Annotated in this window: 14 protein-coding genes; 5 read left to right on the forward strand and 9 right to left on the reverse strand. The window is 45.4% G+C overall.

The features are described 5' to 3' along the window. Positions 1 to 7: 7 nt before the first annotated feature. The 5 genes from phnE to ubiK all read right to left on the reverse strand — a co-directional run bounded on the left by phnE (position 8) and on the right by ubiK (position 3,360). Complete coding sequence (gene phnE / locus Q7A_RS11895; protein ID WP_014707853.1) at positions 8 to 814, reverse strand: phosphonate ABC transporter, permease protein PhnE; 807 nt, start codon at positions 812 to 814, stop codon at positions 8 to 10. Positions 815 to 823: 9 nt separating this feature from the next. After that, positions 824 to 1,687, reverse strand: coding sequence for a phosphate/phosphite/phosphonate ABC transporter substrate-binding protein (gene phnD, locus Q7A_RS11900; RefSeq protein ID WP_089418541.1), 864 nt, complete (start codon positions 1,685 to 1,687; stop codon positions 824 to 826). Next, entirely contained in the window at positions 1,687 to 2,541 is an 855-nt protein-coding gene (gene phnC, locus Q7A_RS11905) for a phosphonate ABC transporter ATP-binding protein (protein ID WP_041355256.1), read from the reverse strand. The genes phnD and phnC overlap by 1 nt, the downstream gene beginning before the upstream one ends. A 195-nt stretch (positions 2,542 to 2,736) precedes the next feature. Next, positions 2,737 to 3,051, reverse strand: a complete 315-nt coding sequence (ppnP, locus tag Q7A_RS11910) for a pyrimidine/purine nucleoside phosphorylase (protein ID WP_014707855.1) — start codon at positions 3,049 to 3,051, stop codon at positions 2,737 to 2,739. Between the two features lie 60 nt (positions 3,052 to 3,111). Then, the gene (gene ubiK / locus Q7A_RS11915) at positions 3,112 to 3,360 is read right to left on the reverse strand and encodes a ubiquinone biosynthesis accessory factor UbiK (protein ID WP_014707856.1); all 249 of its coding nucleotides are present in this window, start codon (positions 3,358 to 3,360) and stop codon (positions 3,112 to 3,114) included. A 259-nt stretch (positions 3,361 to 3,619) separates the two neighbouring features. Here ubiK and Q7A_RS11920 point away from each other — a divergent pair, with 259 nt between their 5' ends. Then, complete coding sequence (locus Q7A_RS11920) at positions 3,620 to 4,390, forward strand: lipopolysaccharide kinase InaA family protein (RefSeq protein ID WP_089418542.1); 771 nt, start codon at positions 3,620 to 3,622, stop codon at positions 4,388 to 4,390. Between the two features lie 8 nt (positions 4,391 to 4,398). Here the strand turns inward: Q7A_RS11920 and Q7A_RS11925 are convergent, their stop codons facing one another. After that, positions 4,399 to 5,859 (reverse strand): helicase HerA-like C-terminal domain-containing protein, encoded by a 1,461-nt coding sequence (locus tag Q7A_RS11925; RefSeq protein ID WP_014707858.1) that lies wholly within the window; start codon positions 5,857 to 5,859, stop codon positions 4,399 to 4,401. Positions 5,860 to 6,070: 211 nt separating this feature from the next. On the opposite strand from Q7A_RS11925, the gene Q7A_RS11930 reads away from it, so the two are divergent. Then, entirely contained in the window at positions 6,071 to 6,508 is a 438-nt protein-coding gene (locus Q7A_RS11930) for a YhcB family protein (RefSeq protein ID WP_014707859.1), read from the forward strand. Here Q7A_RS11930 and recD read toward each other — a convergent pair. Genes recD through recC form a run of 3 tightly spaced genes read right to left on the reverse strand, consistent with a single transcriptional unit; the run spans position 6,505 to position 14,932 of the window. Then, on the reverse strand, positions 6,505 to 8,259 hold the full coding sequence (gene recD / locus Q7A_RS11935; RefSeq protein ID WP_014707860.1) for an exodeoxyribonuclease V subunit alpha: 1,755 nt from the start codon (positions 8,257 to 8,259) through the stop codon (positions 6,505 to 6,507). The genes Q7A_RS11930 and recD overlap by 4 nt on opposite strands. Next, positions 8,256 to 11,732: an exodeoxyribonuclease V subunit beta gene (gene recB / locus Q7A_RS11940; protein WP_014707861.1), complete on the reverse strand. Its 3,477-nt coding sequence runs from the start codon at positions 11,730 to 11,732 to the stop codon at positions 8,256 to 8,258. Before recB ends, recD begins: the two co-directional genes overlap by 4 nt. Beyond that, positions 11,729 to 14,932 (reverse strand): exodeoxyribonuclease V subunit gamma, encoded by a 3,204-nt coding sequence (gene recC, locus Q7A_RS11945; RefSeq protein ID WP_014707862.1) that lies wholly within the window; start codon positions 14,930 to 14,932, stop codon positions 11,729 to 11,731. Before recC ends, recB begins: the two co-directional genes overlap by 4 nt. A gap of 286 nt (positions 14,933 to 15,218) precedes the next feature. On the opposite strand from recC, the gene Q7A_RS11950 reads away from it, so the two are divergent. The 3 genes from Q7A_RS11950 to Q7A_RS11960 all read left to right on the forward strand — a co-directional run bounded on the left by Q7A_RS11950 (position 15,219) and on the right by Q7A_RS11960 (position 17,184). Next, complete coding sequence (locus Q7A_RS11950; RefSeq protein ID WP_048480995.1) at positions 15,219 to 15,620, forward strand: hypothetical protein; 402 nt, start codon at positions 15,219 to 15,221, stop codon at positions 15,618 to 15,620. Positions 15,621 to 15,755: 135 nt separating this feature from the next. Further along, positions 15,756 to 16,268, forward strand: coding sequence for a pyridoxamine 5'-phosphate oxidase family protein (locus tag Q7A_RS11955; protein ID WP_014707865.1), 513 nt, complete (start codon positions 15,756 to 15,758; stop codon positions 16,266 to 16,268). Continuing rightward, positions 16,255 to 17,184 (forward strand): radical SAM protein, encoded by a 930-nt coding sequence (locus tag Q7A_RS11960; protein WP_014707866.1) that lies wholly within the window; start codon positions 16,255 to 16,257, stop codon positions 17,182 to 17,184. Before Q7A_RS11955 ends, Q7A_RS11960 begins: the two co-directional genes overlap by 14 nt. Positions 17,185 to 17,414: the final 230 nt, after the last annotated feature.

Genomic DNA, 17,414 nt, shown 5'->3' on the forward strand with positions numbered 1-17,414 from the left:
TCATCCTTTACTTGAATTTTTTGCGTAATACACCGCTTAACGCGTCAACCAGCGTAACCATCACCAAAATCACCAACAAAATCGCAAATACTTCCTGATACTGCATAATCCGCAGTGAGCCCATCAGCTCAAAGCCAATACCACCGGCGCCAACCATGCCCATCACCGTAGAAGCCCGGAAGTTGTATTCCCAACGGTAAATTGATACGTCGGCAAATTGAGGCATTACCTGCGGTAACACCGCGTGATATAAAATCTGCATTTTCGAGGCACCTGCGGCTCTGGCAGCCTCCACTGGCGCTTCATCAACATGCTCAATGGCCTCGGCAAAAAACTTACCAACCATACCTATAGAATGCAGACCCAACGCCAATACGCCAGGCAAGGCACCAAAACCCACTGCCGCGACAAATATTATCCCCATAATCAGTTCCGGCACACTTCGCAAGGAATTGAGAATCACCCTTGATACCTGAAAAACCAGCGGATGCGGTGACGTATTGCGGGCTGCCAAAAACGCCATTGGTATTGAAAAAATAACTGCCATGGCCGTCCCGGCAATACTCATTGCCAGCGTATCCATCAGGGGTGAAAACCAGTTACGGACATTAGTAAAATCTGGTGGGAAAGATTCGGCCCCCAAGGTGCCAATCGCTGGTATACCCTGGGCTAACTTTTCAAAATTCAGCAGATCGACATACCAGCTGGCCAGCAAAATGATGGCCAAAACGGCCATCACCTGCAGGGTTTGTTTTTGCCAGCGCTGACTGTAACGCTTAAGTAAATTTTGTTCAGCAGTTGCTTGTAAACTCATACCCCCTCCTTACATCGCGGCAAAATCAAGGTTCAACAATTTGCCCAACTCACGAACCACGTCATAATCGGCATCGGTAATTGGTGCAAAACCCTCGGCCTTAAAAGCTTCTAATACTTCAGGATCTTTCAGGCTGACAAACGCATCCTTGATTTTGACTTTCAAATCAGCGTTAAGGTTAGAACGCATAGCCCAGGGATATTGTGGATAAGCTTTGCTGTGACCAATAACTTTGACTTTGTTTTTATCAATCAGACCGCGCTCGGTGACATAGCTGAAAATCACTTCTGATAAACCACCGGCATCAGCATTACCGTTAGCAACATTCATCGCAACGGCATCATGAGTACCAACAAAATGTTGTTCATAGTCGGTTTCAGCTTTAATACCGCCTTGTTCCAACAATACGGTTTTTGGGATCAAATGACTCGATGTTGAAGCACGGTCGCCATAAGCCATTTTTTTACCTTTGATATCGGCATAAGATTCAATGCCAGAATCGACATTGGCAATAATGATTGATCGATAAGTTGGTACGCCATCAATAATCATGGCGGCAAACGGCTCGATTTCACTTTTGGATTTCGCCATGACATAGGAAAGCGGGCCAAAGTACGCCAAATCAATACGACCAAAGCGCATTGCTTCAATCATGGATGAATAATCGGTGGTAACGATCAACTCAATTTTTTTACCTAGCTTCTCTTCCATGTAATCCTTTAATGGCTGATTACGCTTAATCAACTCAGACGCATTTTCATCTGGTAGCAAGGCAATCTTCAATGTGTCTGGATCAGCATCGGCAGCATACGCAGAGCCATTAACAGTCAGCAGCAAGGATGCCGTCAACAATAAGGATTTCAAAAATTTCATCACGCAATCTCCAATTGAGTAGCAGTTTTTGAGGGTAAACGATTAGTTGCCGAATCCTCGGCGGGTTTGGTTTTCGATGTTTTTTTGAGGTCGGTAGGGGCTTGTTTATAAATTAACGCCAGTTGTGTATCGTCCAGCTGTGTCGGTGAAGCATCAAATACCACTTCGGCATTCGCCAGGCCAATAATGCGATCGGCAAAATGCCTGGCATATTCCAATTGATGCAACGAAACCACGGCGGTGATGCCATCTTCTGCACAAATCTTTTTCAACAAAGTAAGCACTTTTTCCGAGGTGGCTGGATCCAAACTTGCCACTGGCTCATCAGCTAGAATAATGTCGGGTTGCTGGGCCAAAGCCCTTGCAATTCCGACGCGCTGCTGCTGACCGCCGGAAAGCTGATCGATTCGGCTCAACGCTTTATCTGCCAGCCCTACCCGATCCAGACAATGCAAAGCCAGTTCCAGATCGGCTCGTGGCATTGGTAACAAACTCCGCCAGAAAGAGTGGTATCCCAATCGTCCCATCAATACATTTTGCAAAGCGGTGTGACGCAGAATCAGTTGATGGTGCTGAAATACCATGGCTGTTTTTCGACGATGCCGGCGTAAAGTACGTTGATTATTAAGCACCCCGAACTCGGCTGAAGTTACCTTTCCAGAAGTAGGCTTTACTAAATGATTCAACGCTCTTAACAGTGAGGACTTTCCAGCACCTGAAAGCCCGAGCAATACATTAAATTCGCCGCGTTGGAAACTAATTGAAGTGGAACGTAATGCTTCGATCCCACCGGGATAGGTAATCCCAAGATTATCAACGGAGAGAATCGATTGAAATGCCTTGGTTGTAGCCATATCATCACCTTTCACAATATTAAGCACCGCAGTATTGCGGTTCACAATGAAATGCTAAGGTTTAAATATGACTGGCAAATTAAGATTAGATGACCATTTAGTTACACAGACGGGGGTTAATTCCCAAATCTGGTCATAAAAAAACCGCCAGTCCATAACAGACGGCGGTTTTGATAAAACATATTAAGTGAAAACTTAATCGAGATAGCTGCAGCAATAATCGACTAATTCCATGATTTCGATATCAAATGATGAATTGGCCGGAACATTGAATGACTGACCATAAGTAATCGGCGTCCATTCCGTGTCGCCATCAAGACGGTAACGCAGCTGGCCGGCGAGAATTTCCATTAACTCGGCTTTCTCGGTGCCAAATTTATATTCACCCGGCATCATAATGCCAAGCGTTTTATAACTGCCATCCTCAAAGGTCACTTTGCGGCTGGTTACTTTGCCATCGAAATAGATATTGGCTTCACGGGTTACCGTGACATTTTCAAATGTAGACATTGGCTTCTCTGAAAATAAAAATGTGATGAAATATACGCTGGTGTGATCAAGATAAAACGTTTATTTTTTATTTAGCTGTTCCAATTCTGCTACACGTTTTTCCAATGCTTCCAACTTCTCACGGGTACGCAACAAAACCTGGGACTGAACCTCAAACTCTTCTCTGGTCACTAAATCCAGTTTGTTAAAAGTAGAGCTCATTGCAGCACGGATATTTTTTTCAGCATCTTCACGCATCTGTAGTAAACCAGGCGGCAAGGCACGAGTGATCGTGTCGGCGATTTCATCGAATTTTTTCGGATCGATCATATTGATTCCTTGGTTGAGTAGTTCAGCTATATTCTACGGTAAAGCAGAACAGACTGAAATTATGTTGTCGGGGCCTGTTGATAATCTACTGCTTAATGGCCGTTGATATGTAAAGTGTTTTATCACTGGGAATCCTGATTCTATCGTTATAAAACACAATTCAGCAGTTACAAATGTGACAAAATTATTACAAACAACTTGAATATACACATGGTTATGCAATATTCTCAGCTACTATTCTAATTTTATTGGCACCAGGATGGTATTTAAATTGTTTTTTACCAACAAGTCCTCATCCCCACACAACAGCCTTAACTTTGATTTACTTTGGCATCTTTATACGAATTGGTTTGAAGAGCCCAACATTCGTCGAGGCGGTTGGAGTGGTGTGATAAAACACCCCATTCAAATAGACTCAGAAGCCGTCGATGTTTTTATCAAGCGTCAGGAAAATCACCTCAGTAAAACACTATTTCATCCGTTCAAAGGCGAAGCGACTTTCTACAAGGAATACCGTAATATCCAACGATTAACCAAAAAAAACATCCCTACTCTTAATGCTTTATTCTTTGGCCAACGCGGTACGAAAGCCATCTTGGTGACCACGGCATTAAATGATTATGAACCATTGGATATTGCTGCACTGAAACTGGATCGTCTGCAAAAACGTGCGTTACTCACCGAAGTTGCCAAAAACCTGAAATTACTGCATCAATACCACTATCAACATAATTGCCTTTACCCAAAACATATCTTTGTTAAAAATGTAAAAGGTGCATGGCGAGTCCGGTTTATTGATCTGGAAAAACTCAAATGGCAACTTTTTAAACGTAATGCTATTCATCGTGATTTGATTACACTCTATCGGCACTCTGATAGTAACTGGTCAGAGAAAGACCGTTTGTTTTTTTTCCGTGCTTATCAACAGGAAAAAAAGCTTTCACCCCGTTCCAAAAAATTATGGCGAAAGTTACAAATAAAAAATGCCACAAAAAGTAAAATGTTATTTACTAAATTGTCAGCTACATAATCAGTAAATCATTTCCCCCTCAACAAAGAACCTAAAATTCCACGTACTAAGCGTCGACCAATCTGGCTTCCAATCGAGCGCATCGCACTTTTGGCAAAGGCTTCAAAAATGGATTGACGATTGCTCGCACGCGATGGTTTCACCGTTTCCTTAACTGCTTCATTCTTTTCTGCCAACGCTGCCTGTTGCATTTTTTCAGCGCGTTCAGCTAGCACTTCATGGGCAGACTCACGATCCAGAATTTTGTCATACACACCCGCCAGCAGAGAGCTTTGCAATAACTGCAGACGTTGCTGGGGAGTAATTGGACCAATCTGACTTTGAGGCGGCTTGATCATGGTGCGTTGCACAATCTGCGGACGCCCCTTTTCATCCAGCATTGAGACCAGCGCCTCTCCAACGCCCAAATCAGTAATCACTTCCATGGTGGAAAACGCCGGATTATCACGAAAGGTTTCCGCCGCCGCTTTGACCACTTTTTGATCTTTGGCGGTATAAGCACGCAGGGCATGTTGAATACGGTTACCCAGCTGACCTAATACACTATCGGGAATATCAGTCGGATTCTGCGTCACAAAATAGACGCCAACACCTTTGGAGCGAATTAAACGCACCACTTGTTCAATCTTGTCCAATAAGGCTTTTGGCGCATCATCAAATATCAGATGCGCTTCATCAAAAAATAACACCAATTTTGGTTTTTCCGGATCACCGATTTCCGGCAACTGATCAAACAATTCTGCCAGCAGCCATAATAAAAAGGTACTGTATAACTGCGGTGACTGCATCATTTTGTCGGCTGTCAGCAAATTAATAATGCCTTTGCCATGCACATCGGTTTGCAGCAAATCATCGAGATTTAATACCGGTTCCGCAAACAGCTTGTCCGCCCCCTGCTCTTCCAACACCAATAGCCGTCGTTGAATGGCCCCGACACTGGCCGCAGAAATATTGCCATACAAGGTCCGAAATTCGCCGGCATTTTCAGCAACGAACTGCAGCATGGCACGCAAATCCTTCAGATCCAACACCAGCCAGCCATTATCATCCGCTACCCGGAAAATCAGTGTTAACACACCTTGCTGTGTATCGTTGAGATTCATCAACCGGGATAACAGTAATGGGCCCATATCGGAAATGGTGGTGCGAACCGGATGTCCCTGTTCACCAAACACATCCCAGAAGGTCGTTGGAAATCCTGAGAACTGAAAATCCTCCAGTTGCATTAAGGTAACGCGTTCACTGATTTTGGGATGCGCTTTACCCGGCTGGCTGATACCGGACAAATCACCTTTAATATCGGCAGCAAACACGGGGACACCAATATTACTGAACGCTTCAGCAAGTCCTTGCAGGGTCACTGTTTTCCCGGTGCCAGTAGCGCCAGCAACCAGGCCATGACGATTGGCCATTTGTGGTAATAAAAAAAACGGCAGCTCTGCCTGTCCTACAAACATGGGTTGTACCATATGCTCTCCTTATCTGCACCCGTGCTGTCACGTTGTACTAACGGGATATTTAACACGTTAATCTGGTCACATTTAAAGGTCTTGTATATCAGCTTATCGGTTTGCGGACTATTCTGATGCAAGCTATGCTGTAGTCAGTCACAGCAGAATTTCTGCCACATCGTAACGTTAAATAATAAGCTTTTTAAAAAGATTTCATTAGGGATTTGTCATGACATCAATCGAAATATGGGCCATCGGCATTGTTGCAGTAGTCATTGCTGGCATTTTGGGCTTCCTGTTGGGTCGTCGGCAACCGGTTGGCAGCCCGGAACAGATGAAACAACTGACCGACGCGCACGAACGTCAATTAGCGCAGACACAAGCTGAATTTGATGCCTACCGAGAAGAAGTACATAGCTATCATGAAAAAACAGCCAATCTGTTTGTTTCCATCGCAGCACCTTATAAAGAAATGTTTGATCATCTGACTGAAGGTTATGACAAACTCGGTAACTTCACTGAAAAAAAAGTATTACCTGATCGTGCCGGTGCATTATTAGATGGACCAGATGCCAATAAACATATACCGCCCGAATTAACAGAAGATTTAAAACCCAACCCCGATTACAGTAAAGTGAATCCGACGACTGTACAAAAGGATTATTAAGAAATCGTCTGGCGGATATTGGCAAGTAACTGCGCCAAACCACTTTCCCGTTGATGTCGACGTAAAACAGCCTGCTGCAAAACAGGCTGTGTCGACAAGATATTCACCGTTTGTCGCGCTCTGGTGAGCGCGGTATAAACCAGCTCCCGACTTAACACGGCCGAATCTTCCTGGGGTAGTAACAGTGAGACGTGGTCAAACTCTGATCCCTGGCTTTTATGCACCGTCATCGCAAACACTGTTTCATGCGCCGGTAAACGGCTTAATGGCAACCAGCGTAACTCCTCACCGAATAGAAAACAGGCCTGCAGTTCACCGTCGGCATTCGGCAACACCAAACCAATATCGCCATTAAACAGATTCTGCCGATAATGATTCTGCGTAATCATCACTGGCCGTCCGGGATAATATGGCTGCGCTGTTCGCCAGCCACGTTTTGCCAGCAACTGGCTCATCAGCTGATTCACTGAATACACCGATTGCGGTCTATTTTTCACCGCACAAAGCATTCGATACGCTTCAAATGCCTGAATACAACTCACCGCATCTGCCCGTTTTTCGATAGTCTCGATAAAACGCTGATATCCGTTGAGTAACTGGGTTTGTATATTCTCTGTTGAAGGCACACTTAAGGCGGATAAAGATTGATTTACCAATAAATCCGTCACCTGACCAGCATCTCCTCTATTGACTGCCTGAGCCAGTTGACCGACCAGTCCTCCCGCTGCAAAACGATAGCTGTGCTTTAATTTGACCAGCGAATCCTGCAAGAGATTGTCATCCCTCGAAACCGGTAGCTCTATTTCGCTGATCTGTTTCACCCAGGATCTGAAATCAGCCGAAAAATCCGGTGTGTCGGCACATAAGTTAGCGAGTACTGCGCCGGATTCGACTGAGGCTAATTGATCGCTGTCGCCCAATAAAATCAACCTCGCGTGCAATGGTAAAACTTTCAGTGTAGTCGCCATCAGATTGATATCAATCATCGACGCTTCATCAACAATCAGCACATCAACCGGCAATGGCCGTTCTGCTGAATAGCGCCCCTGATCAAAACGTGCACTGATGCCCAGTAAGCGATGCAGCGTTTTAGCAACATATTGCTCACCAGTATGCTGACTGATTGCTTGTTGCAGTCTAGCCGCAGCTTTGCCTGTAGGAGCCGCCAAAGCTACCCGCGGTTTATCGTCGTTTAATTGCAGACATTGCAGAATTTTTAACACCACCGTGGTTTTCCCGGTGCCGGGACCACCTGAAATCACACACAACTGTCGGCGTAATGCACTTAACACCGCAACTTTCTGCCAGTCGGTATCGGGTAGGTGATTTTGCCAATCCGCCATAAATGTCGACAGATTTTCTGCAGCTGGCAGGGTTTCCCCGTCCTTCAGTCGCTGTTGTATGGCAATTGCTACCTGTTGTTCTGATTGCCAGTAGCGATACAGGTACAACAAGCCATCGGTTGTCAGCACTAACGGTTTAAACTCGCCGGGAGCACCGATAATTTCACTGTTTTGCAGATGGTCCAACCACAGTGTCGCTTCAGGGATCGCGCTCTGAATAACCGGATTAAGTGATTGAAAGTCATTCAGATTCAGACACACATGGCCTTCACTAACGGTTTCGCTAAGCAGCCCAGCCGTCAGGGTAACGATTGGCTCTTCATTCTGTTGCTGACGGCTAATATAGGCTGCAAACTGATAAGCCAGCTCGGAAAACCCCGCTTCTCGCAGTAGTTTCAAGGCATTCATTGAACACCTGCCATAAGCTGATCCACAGCTTCCAGTAATGTCCTGTCCAGCCGGTCATAAAATACGCCGGTTTGCGACCACTCCGGCTGCATGCCGCGTAAAAACAGGTAATAAATTCCACCAAAATGCTGTTCCGGATCATAATCCGGTAAACGTTGTTGTAAATGTCGATGTAACGCCAGGCTGTAAATCAGATATTGCAGGGGATAACCATGACTGAGCATCGCATTCTGCAATGCTTCACCTTGATACTGGGATAGCTCAGCGCCCAGGTGATTGGATTTATAGTCGGCCACATAAAAACGGCCCTGATATTCAAATACCAGATCGATAAAGCCTTTCATAAAGCCGGTGAGTTCGTGAAAGTGTAGATCGGCTGCCAGTTTCTGCCAGATGGAATCTTTGGCCGTCTGCTGCAACGCCTTTTTTAAGCCGGCCATATTCAAACCGGCCACCGGAAAATAAAAGGCCATTTCATTAATTCGCTGGCTTGCCAGTAAATCACATAATCTCAGGCCATTGTCAGTATTCAAAGGTGTTTGCAACACGGCTTGTAACCAGTCAGTAACCACTTCAGTCCACTGCAGATCCAGACCAAACTGTGGCAATAAACGTGATACCGTTTGGCTGATTTGGGTGATATCAGCTGAATCAAATTCAATATTTTCCAGACATTTGTGTAGAAAATTACCGGCCTGACGACCTCTTTCAAAGCCAAATCGGTCTTTGCTGCTACGCTGTATCACCATCTCGATATCTATTGTCACCAGTTCAGCGTCATAATCCGGTTGTTCTGATACATGGCCACGACTTAACAACGAGAAACTGCCAATCCGCCACGGTTTATGGATTTCGCCTTTAAAGCGACGCGCCTGATAAATGGCAGTGCGTGACTGAGCAGACTGATATACCACGGGTGGTTGAGGCTGATACTGCGTCACGGCAATGCTGCCCGCACTGCTGGCTGCCAGATGTTGTAAATCTTCACGCATGCCCTCTGAACTGTCACCGTGCAAAAGTTGATACAGAGCGGATTTCTGCACATCTCTCACATTGCCCCAGACAATAATGCAACGTTCTCTGGCACGGGTTAACGCCACATACAACAGACGTAACGACTCTGCCTGCTGTTCCTGCTCTGCCACTGACTGAGCTTCGGATAAAAGTGGTTCGGCCAGTGCCACACTGGGCTGATGCTGATTTTGTGGATCATGAAATTCGACGATATCCGTCTTGGTTCTATTGGATTTTGCCGTCCAGTTAAAGGGACAGAATACAATCGGATATTCCAGCCCTTTACTGGAATGAATGGTCATGATTTTGACCAGCGCCGCATCACTTTCCAGTCGCAACTGTGCTGTTTCGTCTTCTGTCGCACTGGCTTCCTGCTGTCTGGCAAACCACTGGTTCACTGCTTCAATATGATTATTCTGTCGGGCGGATTCAGCCTGGATTAATTCGGCAAGATGCAGAAAGTTGGTTAACTGTCGTTCACCATCAGCCTGTTCAAGTAACCGTTGCAGACCATTATCCAGCTGCAGTAATGCCCGGAACATCGCCATAAAACCCGATTGCTGCCAGCGTTGCTGTAAAAGTTGCAGCTGATCCATTAATGCATTCCACCGCAATTCATCCTGCTGAATCGCATACAGCTCTTCCGCAGAGTACTGAAATAATGGACCTGCCAATACCGTACTGAGTCGTTGATGATGATCGGGCTGTGCCAATGCCAGCATTAAACAGGACAAATCGGCAGCCTGCCGGGAAGCAAACACATTTTCCCTACCCTGCTGCACGCTGTTAATGCCTCGACGCCGTAATGCCTGCTGAATCAATTCGGCCTGTGCATGGCTGGGCACTAATACGGCAATATCGCCGCCGGTTAGCGGTCTTGTCTGTTGACTGTCCTCATCCAGCAATCGGGCTTTATTATCGGCAGCCAGAATCAGTAAGCGGGCAATTTCGTTAGTAGTCACTTCGACTGCCGTGCTTTTCATAGGGTCAATGTTTAACGGTTTGTCGCTTTCCACATAACAGAACTGCAAGGCCGCCTGCTCACCTTCATCGACTTGCAATGCTGGCTTTTGATCACGCGAAGCATCTACTTCAACAAACGGGATTTGCTCATAAATAAACGGCGTAGCGGTTTGCATAAACAGGCGATTAACGGCCCCGACCAACGAAATATGTGAGCGCCAGTTTTTACCTAAGGTATAGGTTTCATTAGCATCCTGTTTCGCTTTGAGGTAAGTAAAAATATCGGCGCCACGGAAGCTGTAGATCGCCTGTTTGGGATCGCCGACAAAAAAGACCGGCAGGCCACTATCAGCAAATACCCGCCGGAAGTTATCGTACTGCACCGGATCGGTATCCTGAAACTCATCAATCAAGGCGGCCTTGAACTGTTCACGCAATCGTGTAATTAACCACTCACCTTGTGGGCCTTGCAGTGCCTGAGCAAGATTGATCAGCAGATCATCGTAGGACTGCACTTGCTGCTGGATTTTCTGTTGTGGCAGTTGGTCCCGGATATAGCTCAGTAATTGCAGGCGTAACTGCTGTAATTGCAATGCCCGAACAGTGTCCAGATCCTGATAACGTTGTTTTAACGTATCCATAGCTGACCAGAATCTCAGCTCTGGTAACGCCGTGCCTTTTTTCAAACTGGCCTCGGCTTTTTCCAGCGTGGCTAATTCCAGCAGTTCATCCCAGGCTAACGGACAGGATTGTTCATTGAAAATAATTTGTAGCAGAGCCAGCAGTCTTTCGACTTTTTCAGGTTTGTAACTGGTTTTGCTCAGACTACCGCTGTGAAGAAAGGCGGAGATTTGTTCAGACTCTTTTTGCCAGCATTGGCTGGCATGCCAAAAGGCATTAGTTAAAGCTTCTGCGACCGCCTCTGCGTCAACTTCCGGCAAAGCCTGAATCTGCAGATAGGGTTTCGCCACCAGATTACGGATCGATTGCAGCAGGGTTTCCGGAGTTTGTTTCCTGACCAGTAAATAAGCACTGAAATCATTATCCGCCTGCACCACATTTTGTCGCCAGAAGTCATCTGTGACAGAGAGTAATAACTCACGATCATCACCAATCAAATCCATTTCAAACGGACTGCCAGACTCAAAGGCAAAGTCTTTCAATACCTGCTGACAGAAACTGTGAATGGTGTAAATCGCTGCTTCATCAAAACTCTGAATCGCCAGATCCAGTCGTTTCAAATCTTCGTTGCGGTGTGGCTGTTCATTGAGAATCAGCTTGCGTTCATCACTGAGTTTTTTACGCAGACGATCCCGTAATTCCTGTGTTGCAGCTCGGGTATAGGTGACCACCAGAATCTGATCGACATTGAGCTGATGTTCGAGAATCAAACGCAGATACAAACCCGCCAGAGTGAAGGTTTTACCGGTACCGGCACTGGCCTCAATCAGATTGACATCGTGTAGCGGGGTTTGCAGCAGATCAAACTGTTTCATAGCTTGTCTCCCTGCAGCACATCCCATAAAGGCTGATAGACTCGCAGCGCCAAGTCACGGAATGGATCATTCAGAGGCAATTCGCTGAACAGTAATTGATGGTAGGGATCAGACTCTTCACCCTGATGAAATCTTGATGATTGCCAGGCTTTATAGGCTTCTTTTTCCGGATCGGCTTTTCCGGCATTTAGCTCTGCTAACGCATAAGCCATGCTGGTTTGTGGCAATAGTGGAATGGGTTGATGCAAGCCTTGCCAGTAAATCGCCAGTAAATCTCCCAGCAATTGTTCCGGCTCGTTCACAGGATTCAGTTGCAGGTAGTTGTCTTCACATTGCAGCTGGCTATGTAAGGCAACGCCTTGCGGTTTTAAGCAATTCAACAACAGATGTGAACACCATAAGCCCAGCAGATCCTTGGCTTTCATTTTCGCCAGCCGGTAATGCAACAGTCCTGATGCTGAAAGTCCCTCCAACTGGCCGGTCAAGGTGAAGTCATCAAGATCAAATTCAAAAGCCAATGGTTGCATCGGCTGAGAGCTGGTTAACGGTTGTAATTTCTCCGTAAAGGCATCGACCGTTTCCAGCTGCTGGTCAAATAACAAATCGGCAAAATGTCCTTGTGGTAATACCCCTGTCGCCTGTATCACCGGTTGGATTTGCGCTTTATCCAGTGCGTTTAATCTGCCATCCAGCATTTGCTGACGAACAGACCAGGCTTCCAGACCATTCAATACAAATGGTTCACGTATTTCCAGCGTCGCATCGTCATTTTCAAAGTTGATACCCAATCGCTGCTGGGCCAGAAATCGTGCCGGATGACTGAAAAAGCTGATCAGTTGATGCAGACTGACAAAGCGCCAGCTTTCATCGGCTTCAGGCAGTGGTCTGGCAAACCAGTTTGTCGCTTCAGACAGTTTTTGTACCGGTGGACAGGCCTCAGCATTAAAGCTGAATAATGTTTCATCTTGACCCGAAAAATAGCGTGAGCTGAATGCCTGTAAGGGATGTCGCGTAAGTAACTGCTCCCAGATCTCGGTGCCTTCAACGGTCTGAAAGCGCCTGGTGATTACATCAGCAAAATCACTGACCAGCACCGAAGGTGGGATTGGCGAGTTATCATGAATACTGGCCCCAACGTAGCTGATATACAGATGCCGATTAGACGACAGAATTGCTTCCAGAAACAGATAACGGTCATCATCCCGACGTGAGCGGTCACCCCGCCGATAATCACTTGAAAGCAAATCAAATCCCGGTTTGGGTTGACGACGCGGATAGCTGTTGTCATTCATGCCAATCAGGCAGACCATATCAAACGGAATACTACGCATCGGCACCATATCGCAGAAGGTCAGGCCACGACCCATAAACTGATGCTCGGCACTGGGCAGTTCAATGTGCAGATCCAGCCAGTCACGCAACAGCTCAATCGATATTTTTTGTTCAAAACCAACCTGCACTGCCGCTTCGGTCAGCGAATCTATCGCTTTCAAAATCGCATCCAGTTGCAGTTGCTCGTTTTCTTCTCGTACCAAAAAAAATTTTCGCAGCCAGTCCATAAGCAATATTTGCCAGTCAGCCGGCGTTCTCGTCCGCTTTAATTCATTACGTAACAGGCTGATTTGATCAATAAACGCATTGAGCTGTGCCATTAATTGGGCACGATCACCGGAAATACCACCGACCGGTAACTGCGCATTAAATAACTGCCATTGATCACGTTCTGCCGGTGGTAAGGCATATCCCAGTAATAATCTGTCCAGCCCGGCTCGCCAGGTATTGGCATCCAACGCAGGTAAACCCAATGCCTGCTTGTCCTTGCCATCCAACCCCCAACGGATCTGGGTCTCGCGTAACCAGCCACGAATGGTATCCAGATCAGTATGATCCAGTCTGAACTCGCGCTGGATAGCCGCACACTCCAAAAGCCGCATAATGGTTTCAGCATCAAAGCGGGATTGGGGCAAACTGAGTAAATCAGTAAACGTCTCAATAATGGTCTGCTGTTGTGCATCACCACGGTTAGCGATACTAAACGGAATGAACCGTTCAGCTGGCTGGCTACTGAAAACGGCTTCTATCGCCGGAGCGTACACTTCGATATCCGGTGTCATCACCACCACATCGGTGGGCGATAAATCAGGGTAGTTTTCAAACAAATTTAATAATTGATCGTGTAATACTTCTGCTTCACGCATCGCGCTGTGGCAACTGTGGATCTGCACTGAATCATCATCACTGGCCACCGTCACCAGCTCATCTGCATTATCCAGTTGATAGATATCCTGCTTAAGCTGGCTGAGGATGTCAGTGGCCTGGGGTTGCAGATACAGCATCTCCGCTTCATGTGGAATCGCCTGTAGCTGCTCAAAAAATGTCTGGCCCAGTTTCCCAAGGCTAGCCAGTAAAGGATGACCGTTATCGGTGAAGTCATCTTCGTCATCAAACAACAGGCGTTGTTTGGCCTGTGATTTTTGATTCAGCAGATCACCCCAATAACCCTCACTGGGTGACAGAAAATAAATCGACACCTCGGTGAATTCAGCAATTTCTGCCAGCAAATCCAGATAGATTGGTGGCATCGCTGTCAGACCGAAAATGGCAATACGCGGGGGTAATATTGAAGTTGGAAACTGTTTGCTTTTAAGCGCCTGCTGCATCTTTTGCAGCAAACGTGCCCGGTGCATCGGCTCAGGATCATCCCTGGTTAACAACTGCCATAAAGCACCCTGCCAGTTATTTGTTTTACCGGCTTCCCATTGGGCAATCCAATCAGGACGATACATCAGATACTGGTCAAAACTGTCGGCAATGCGTTGTGACAAGTCCAGCATTCTTCGAGCATCATCAGCTTCGCCAAGATAACGACCAATCGCCTCAAATTCCGGCTGATTTTTGATCGTTGGCAACAATTCGAAGATTTTCAGGCTCATCGCATCGGTTGAATATGGCGATTCGCGGGGAATATCCGGCCAGACCTGACGGAATAACTTCCATAACCAGGCAGACGGAAACGGAAATTCAATATGTGCAGCAATCGATTGATTAGACGCCAGGAATAAATTAAGCCAGCGCGCCAGCTCATTACTCTGCACCATCACGGTTTCAGCCTGCAGCGGTGGTAAAGGATCCTGTTGCTGGGTTTCCGCCAGATGTGCAGCCAGCTGCGACATCGAATTGCTGTAGATCACTTTCAGCATGGCATCCTTCCCAGAATCAAAAATAGTATTATCCTTGAAAGCTTACCATTCATCGAGTCAGGCTTGATTTTAGTAGATACGGATCGGTCAAAATCAGGTTATTGCTTGCAAAGCGATTGACGCATTGAAAAAATATAATCGACAAGGCTTTTTACCGGTTGTTCATCTCTACTATTAATGACAAGAAACGCTTTTAACTTATTACAAAGCAACATGCCGGAGTCCGTTGATGCTATTATAATTCGCTTTTTATTAAGCCAAAAATAAGCCTCAAAAGGAGGTCCTTTTGAATCACGCACATTACTTTAAACGCAATATGGTCTATAGAATCGAGTCGGATAGCGTCTCTGCCATAGATGTTCAAGAAAGCAATAGCACTATTCCACTCGAACCATGGATGGGTGTAATCGTCACTCTCGCAGATGGTCAGCATACTATCGCTGAACTCATTCAGCATATGGCCAGACAGTACCCTGATGGTGCCCCAGAAAATATGGTCGATACCATTGAGTCGATAATCACGCGCCTTATTAAAAGCAATATAATTGAACTAACACCACGCCCTACTATGCTTCCCTATTATTTGCGTGTTGCCTTTGATGATCAGGATCCTGAGGAAGCAACAAAAAAGATGATTCAAGATGGTTTTATTCAATTGCCTGGGAATAAGTTGACTGGGCCATCGTAAGGTTTATATTCCAACCCTTCAGCAACAGGGCTAACCTTCAAAATACCATGTCTAATTAGTCCGTATTTTAAGTCTGTCTTAAGATTTCATTGATATTCTTAGGCTAATGTAGCTAGTACATGGTGAATATCTATAATGAATGATCCGAATTTTCATAGTGGTGAACTCGAAGCACAGGAAAAATGGAATACTGCTTATTACTGGGATAAACCACGTCGAAACAAACTTCTCTGGAACCACATTCCTGAGCCCTTTTTCTACCGAATAGAGCAGGCTGAGTTTTTCTTTTTAGCAACCAGTGATAATCAAGGAAAATGTGATTGTTCCTTTAAAGGTGGTGGCCCTAATCTTATCCGCATGTTAGATACCAAGCACCTTGCCTTCCCGGACATCGATGGCAACGGTGCCTTTATGAGTATTGGCAATATTATTCAAAACCCTCATGTTGGCTGTTTGTTTATAGACTTCTCAACTGGAGAACGTTTGCGGGTTAATGGTAAAGCAAGCATCCATACAGAGGGGGAAGTTAAACGTTTATTCCCGACCTATCCACGTGCAATATTAGTCGAAATAGAGCAGGTTGTTCCTAATTGCTCAGCACATATTCCAAGACTAGTTCCTGAAAAACAGCATCATGAAACCGTATAAAGTCGCAGTTAACTTTGAGTGGACAAGTAAGTGCAACGCTCGTTGCAGTATGTGTCCACAAGGCCTAATTGAGCATCCTCAATTGATGAAAGAGGATATTTTTTATAATTCCCTTGGTCGAATTAATACTGATGATGTTTTTCGTACTGTAATTGCTGGATATGGGGAACCGACTTCCCATCCAAAGTTTATGGAATACACCTCTGCAATAGGTGACCATCCTGCACGCTTTGATATGGTTACCAACGGACAGCTTCTTGATAAAAAACGCATAAAACATATAGATGGCAAGTTAGAACTTTTAATGCTGTCATTTTCAAGTATCGATCCTCGCGTATATAAGCGGGTTCATGTCAATTTAGACCATGAAAAAGTTAAAGAAAACATAATACTTGCACAAAAGTATCTCAGTAATACGCAACTTGGCATTAGCCTTACACCTCTCGTCGAATGTATCGACACCTTACCTGAAACGATTTCATGGTTAAAAAAACATGGTGTTAAATTACTCACAATGTCACCCACGCTCTATAACCGTGCGGGCGCAATGAGTGAACATAAGCAATCAACCAAAAATTTAAGAAATATTATTGATGAATACCATTTACGTTCACAGGAGTTAGATTTCGTTCCATCAATAAAGGATGCCCTTAAACAAAAGTGGAAAAACAAATTCAAATGTTCACCAAGAAACAGTGATTTGTTCATTGCTGCAAGCGGGGATTACTTATATTGTTACAATGACATAGCACATAAGCATGTGTTATCAAATATAAATTTGATGAGTATTCGACAGGTTTTATTATTAAGAGAACAAACAGGCCTTCTCCTAGAAATTTGTGATCAGTGTAATATGCTGAACCGCTATAAATTCCGTGAAAGTCTTCAAGTAATAAAAAACAAGCTATTGAGTTAATTAAAGGTAAGCATCCCTGAGGTCTTAACTTAATAGCCTAACTTCACATATGAGGCTGACACATTTATTTTGTGCACACCTGTTCGCCAACCATCGCTGGTCAAAAATTACCAACAACGATATATCTTCTTTACACCAAAGACGCGACCAATAGTGAGATTCCGGTCGATCAAAACGATAGTTATGATGCAGAGACAACCTCACCGCTGACTTTCAAAGTAGCACCGGCC

The sequence above is a fragment of the Methylophaga nitratireducenticrescens genome, assembly GCF_000260985.4.
Lineage (GTDB): Bacteria > Pseudomonadota > Gammaproteobacteria > Nitrosococcales > Methylophagaceae > Methylophaga > Methylophaga nitratireducenticrescens.

Bases quoted from the DNA above. Each gene is read 5' to 3' on its own strand.
- Q7A_RS11925 (WP_014707858.1), bottom strand. From the start codon at position 5,859: ATGGTACAACCCATGTTTGTAGGACAGGCAGAGCTGCCGTTTTTTTTA.
- ubiK (WP_014707856.1), bottom strand. From the start codon at position 3,360: ATGATCGATCCGAAAAAATTCGATGAAATCGCCGACACGATCACTCGT.
- ppnP (WP_014707855.1), bottom strand. From the start codon at position 3,051: ATGTCTACATTTGAAAATGTCACGGTAACCCGTGAAGCCAATATCTAT.
- Q7A_RS11955 (WP_014707865.1), top strand. From the start codon at position 15,756: ATGAATGATCCGAATTTTCATAGTGGTGAACTCGAAGCACAGGAAAAA.
- phnD (WP_089418541.1), bottom strand. From the start codon at position 1,687: ATGAAATTTTTGAAATCCTTATTGTTGACGGCATCCTTGCTGCTGACT.
- phnE (WP_014707853.1), bottom strand. From the start codon at position 814: ATGAGTTTACAAGCAACTGCTGAACAAAATTTACTTAAGCGTTACAGT.
- recB (WP_014707861.1), bottom strand. From the start codon at position 11,732: ATGAAACAGTTTGATCTGCTGCAAACCCCGCTACACGATGTCAATCTG.
- Q7A_RS11960 (WP_014707866.1), top strand. From the start codon at position 16,255: ATGAAACCGTATAAAGTCGCAGTTAACTTTGAGTGGACAAGTAAGTGC.
- recD (WP_014707860.1), bottom strand. From the start codon at position 8,259: ATGAATGCCTTGAAACTACTGCGAGAAGCGGGGTTTTCCGAGCTGGCT.
- Q7A_RS11930 (WP_014707859.1), top strand. From the start codon at position 6,071: ATGACATCAATCGAAATATGGGCCATCGGCATTGTTGCAGTAGTCATT.
- phnC (WP_041355256.1), bottom strand. From the start codon at position 2,541: ATGGCTACAACCAAGGCATTTCAATCGATTCTCTCCGTTGATAATCTT.
- Q7A_RS11920 (WP_089418542.1), top strand. From the start codon at position 3,620: ATGGTATTTAAATTGTTTTTTACCAACAAGTCCTCATCCCCACACAAC.
- recC (WP_014707862.1), bottom strand. From the start codon at position 14,932: ATGCTGAAAGTGATCTACAGCAATTCGATGTCGCAGCTGGCTGCACAT.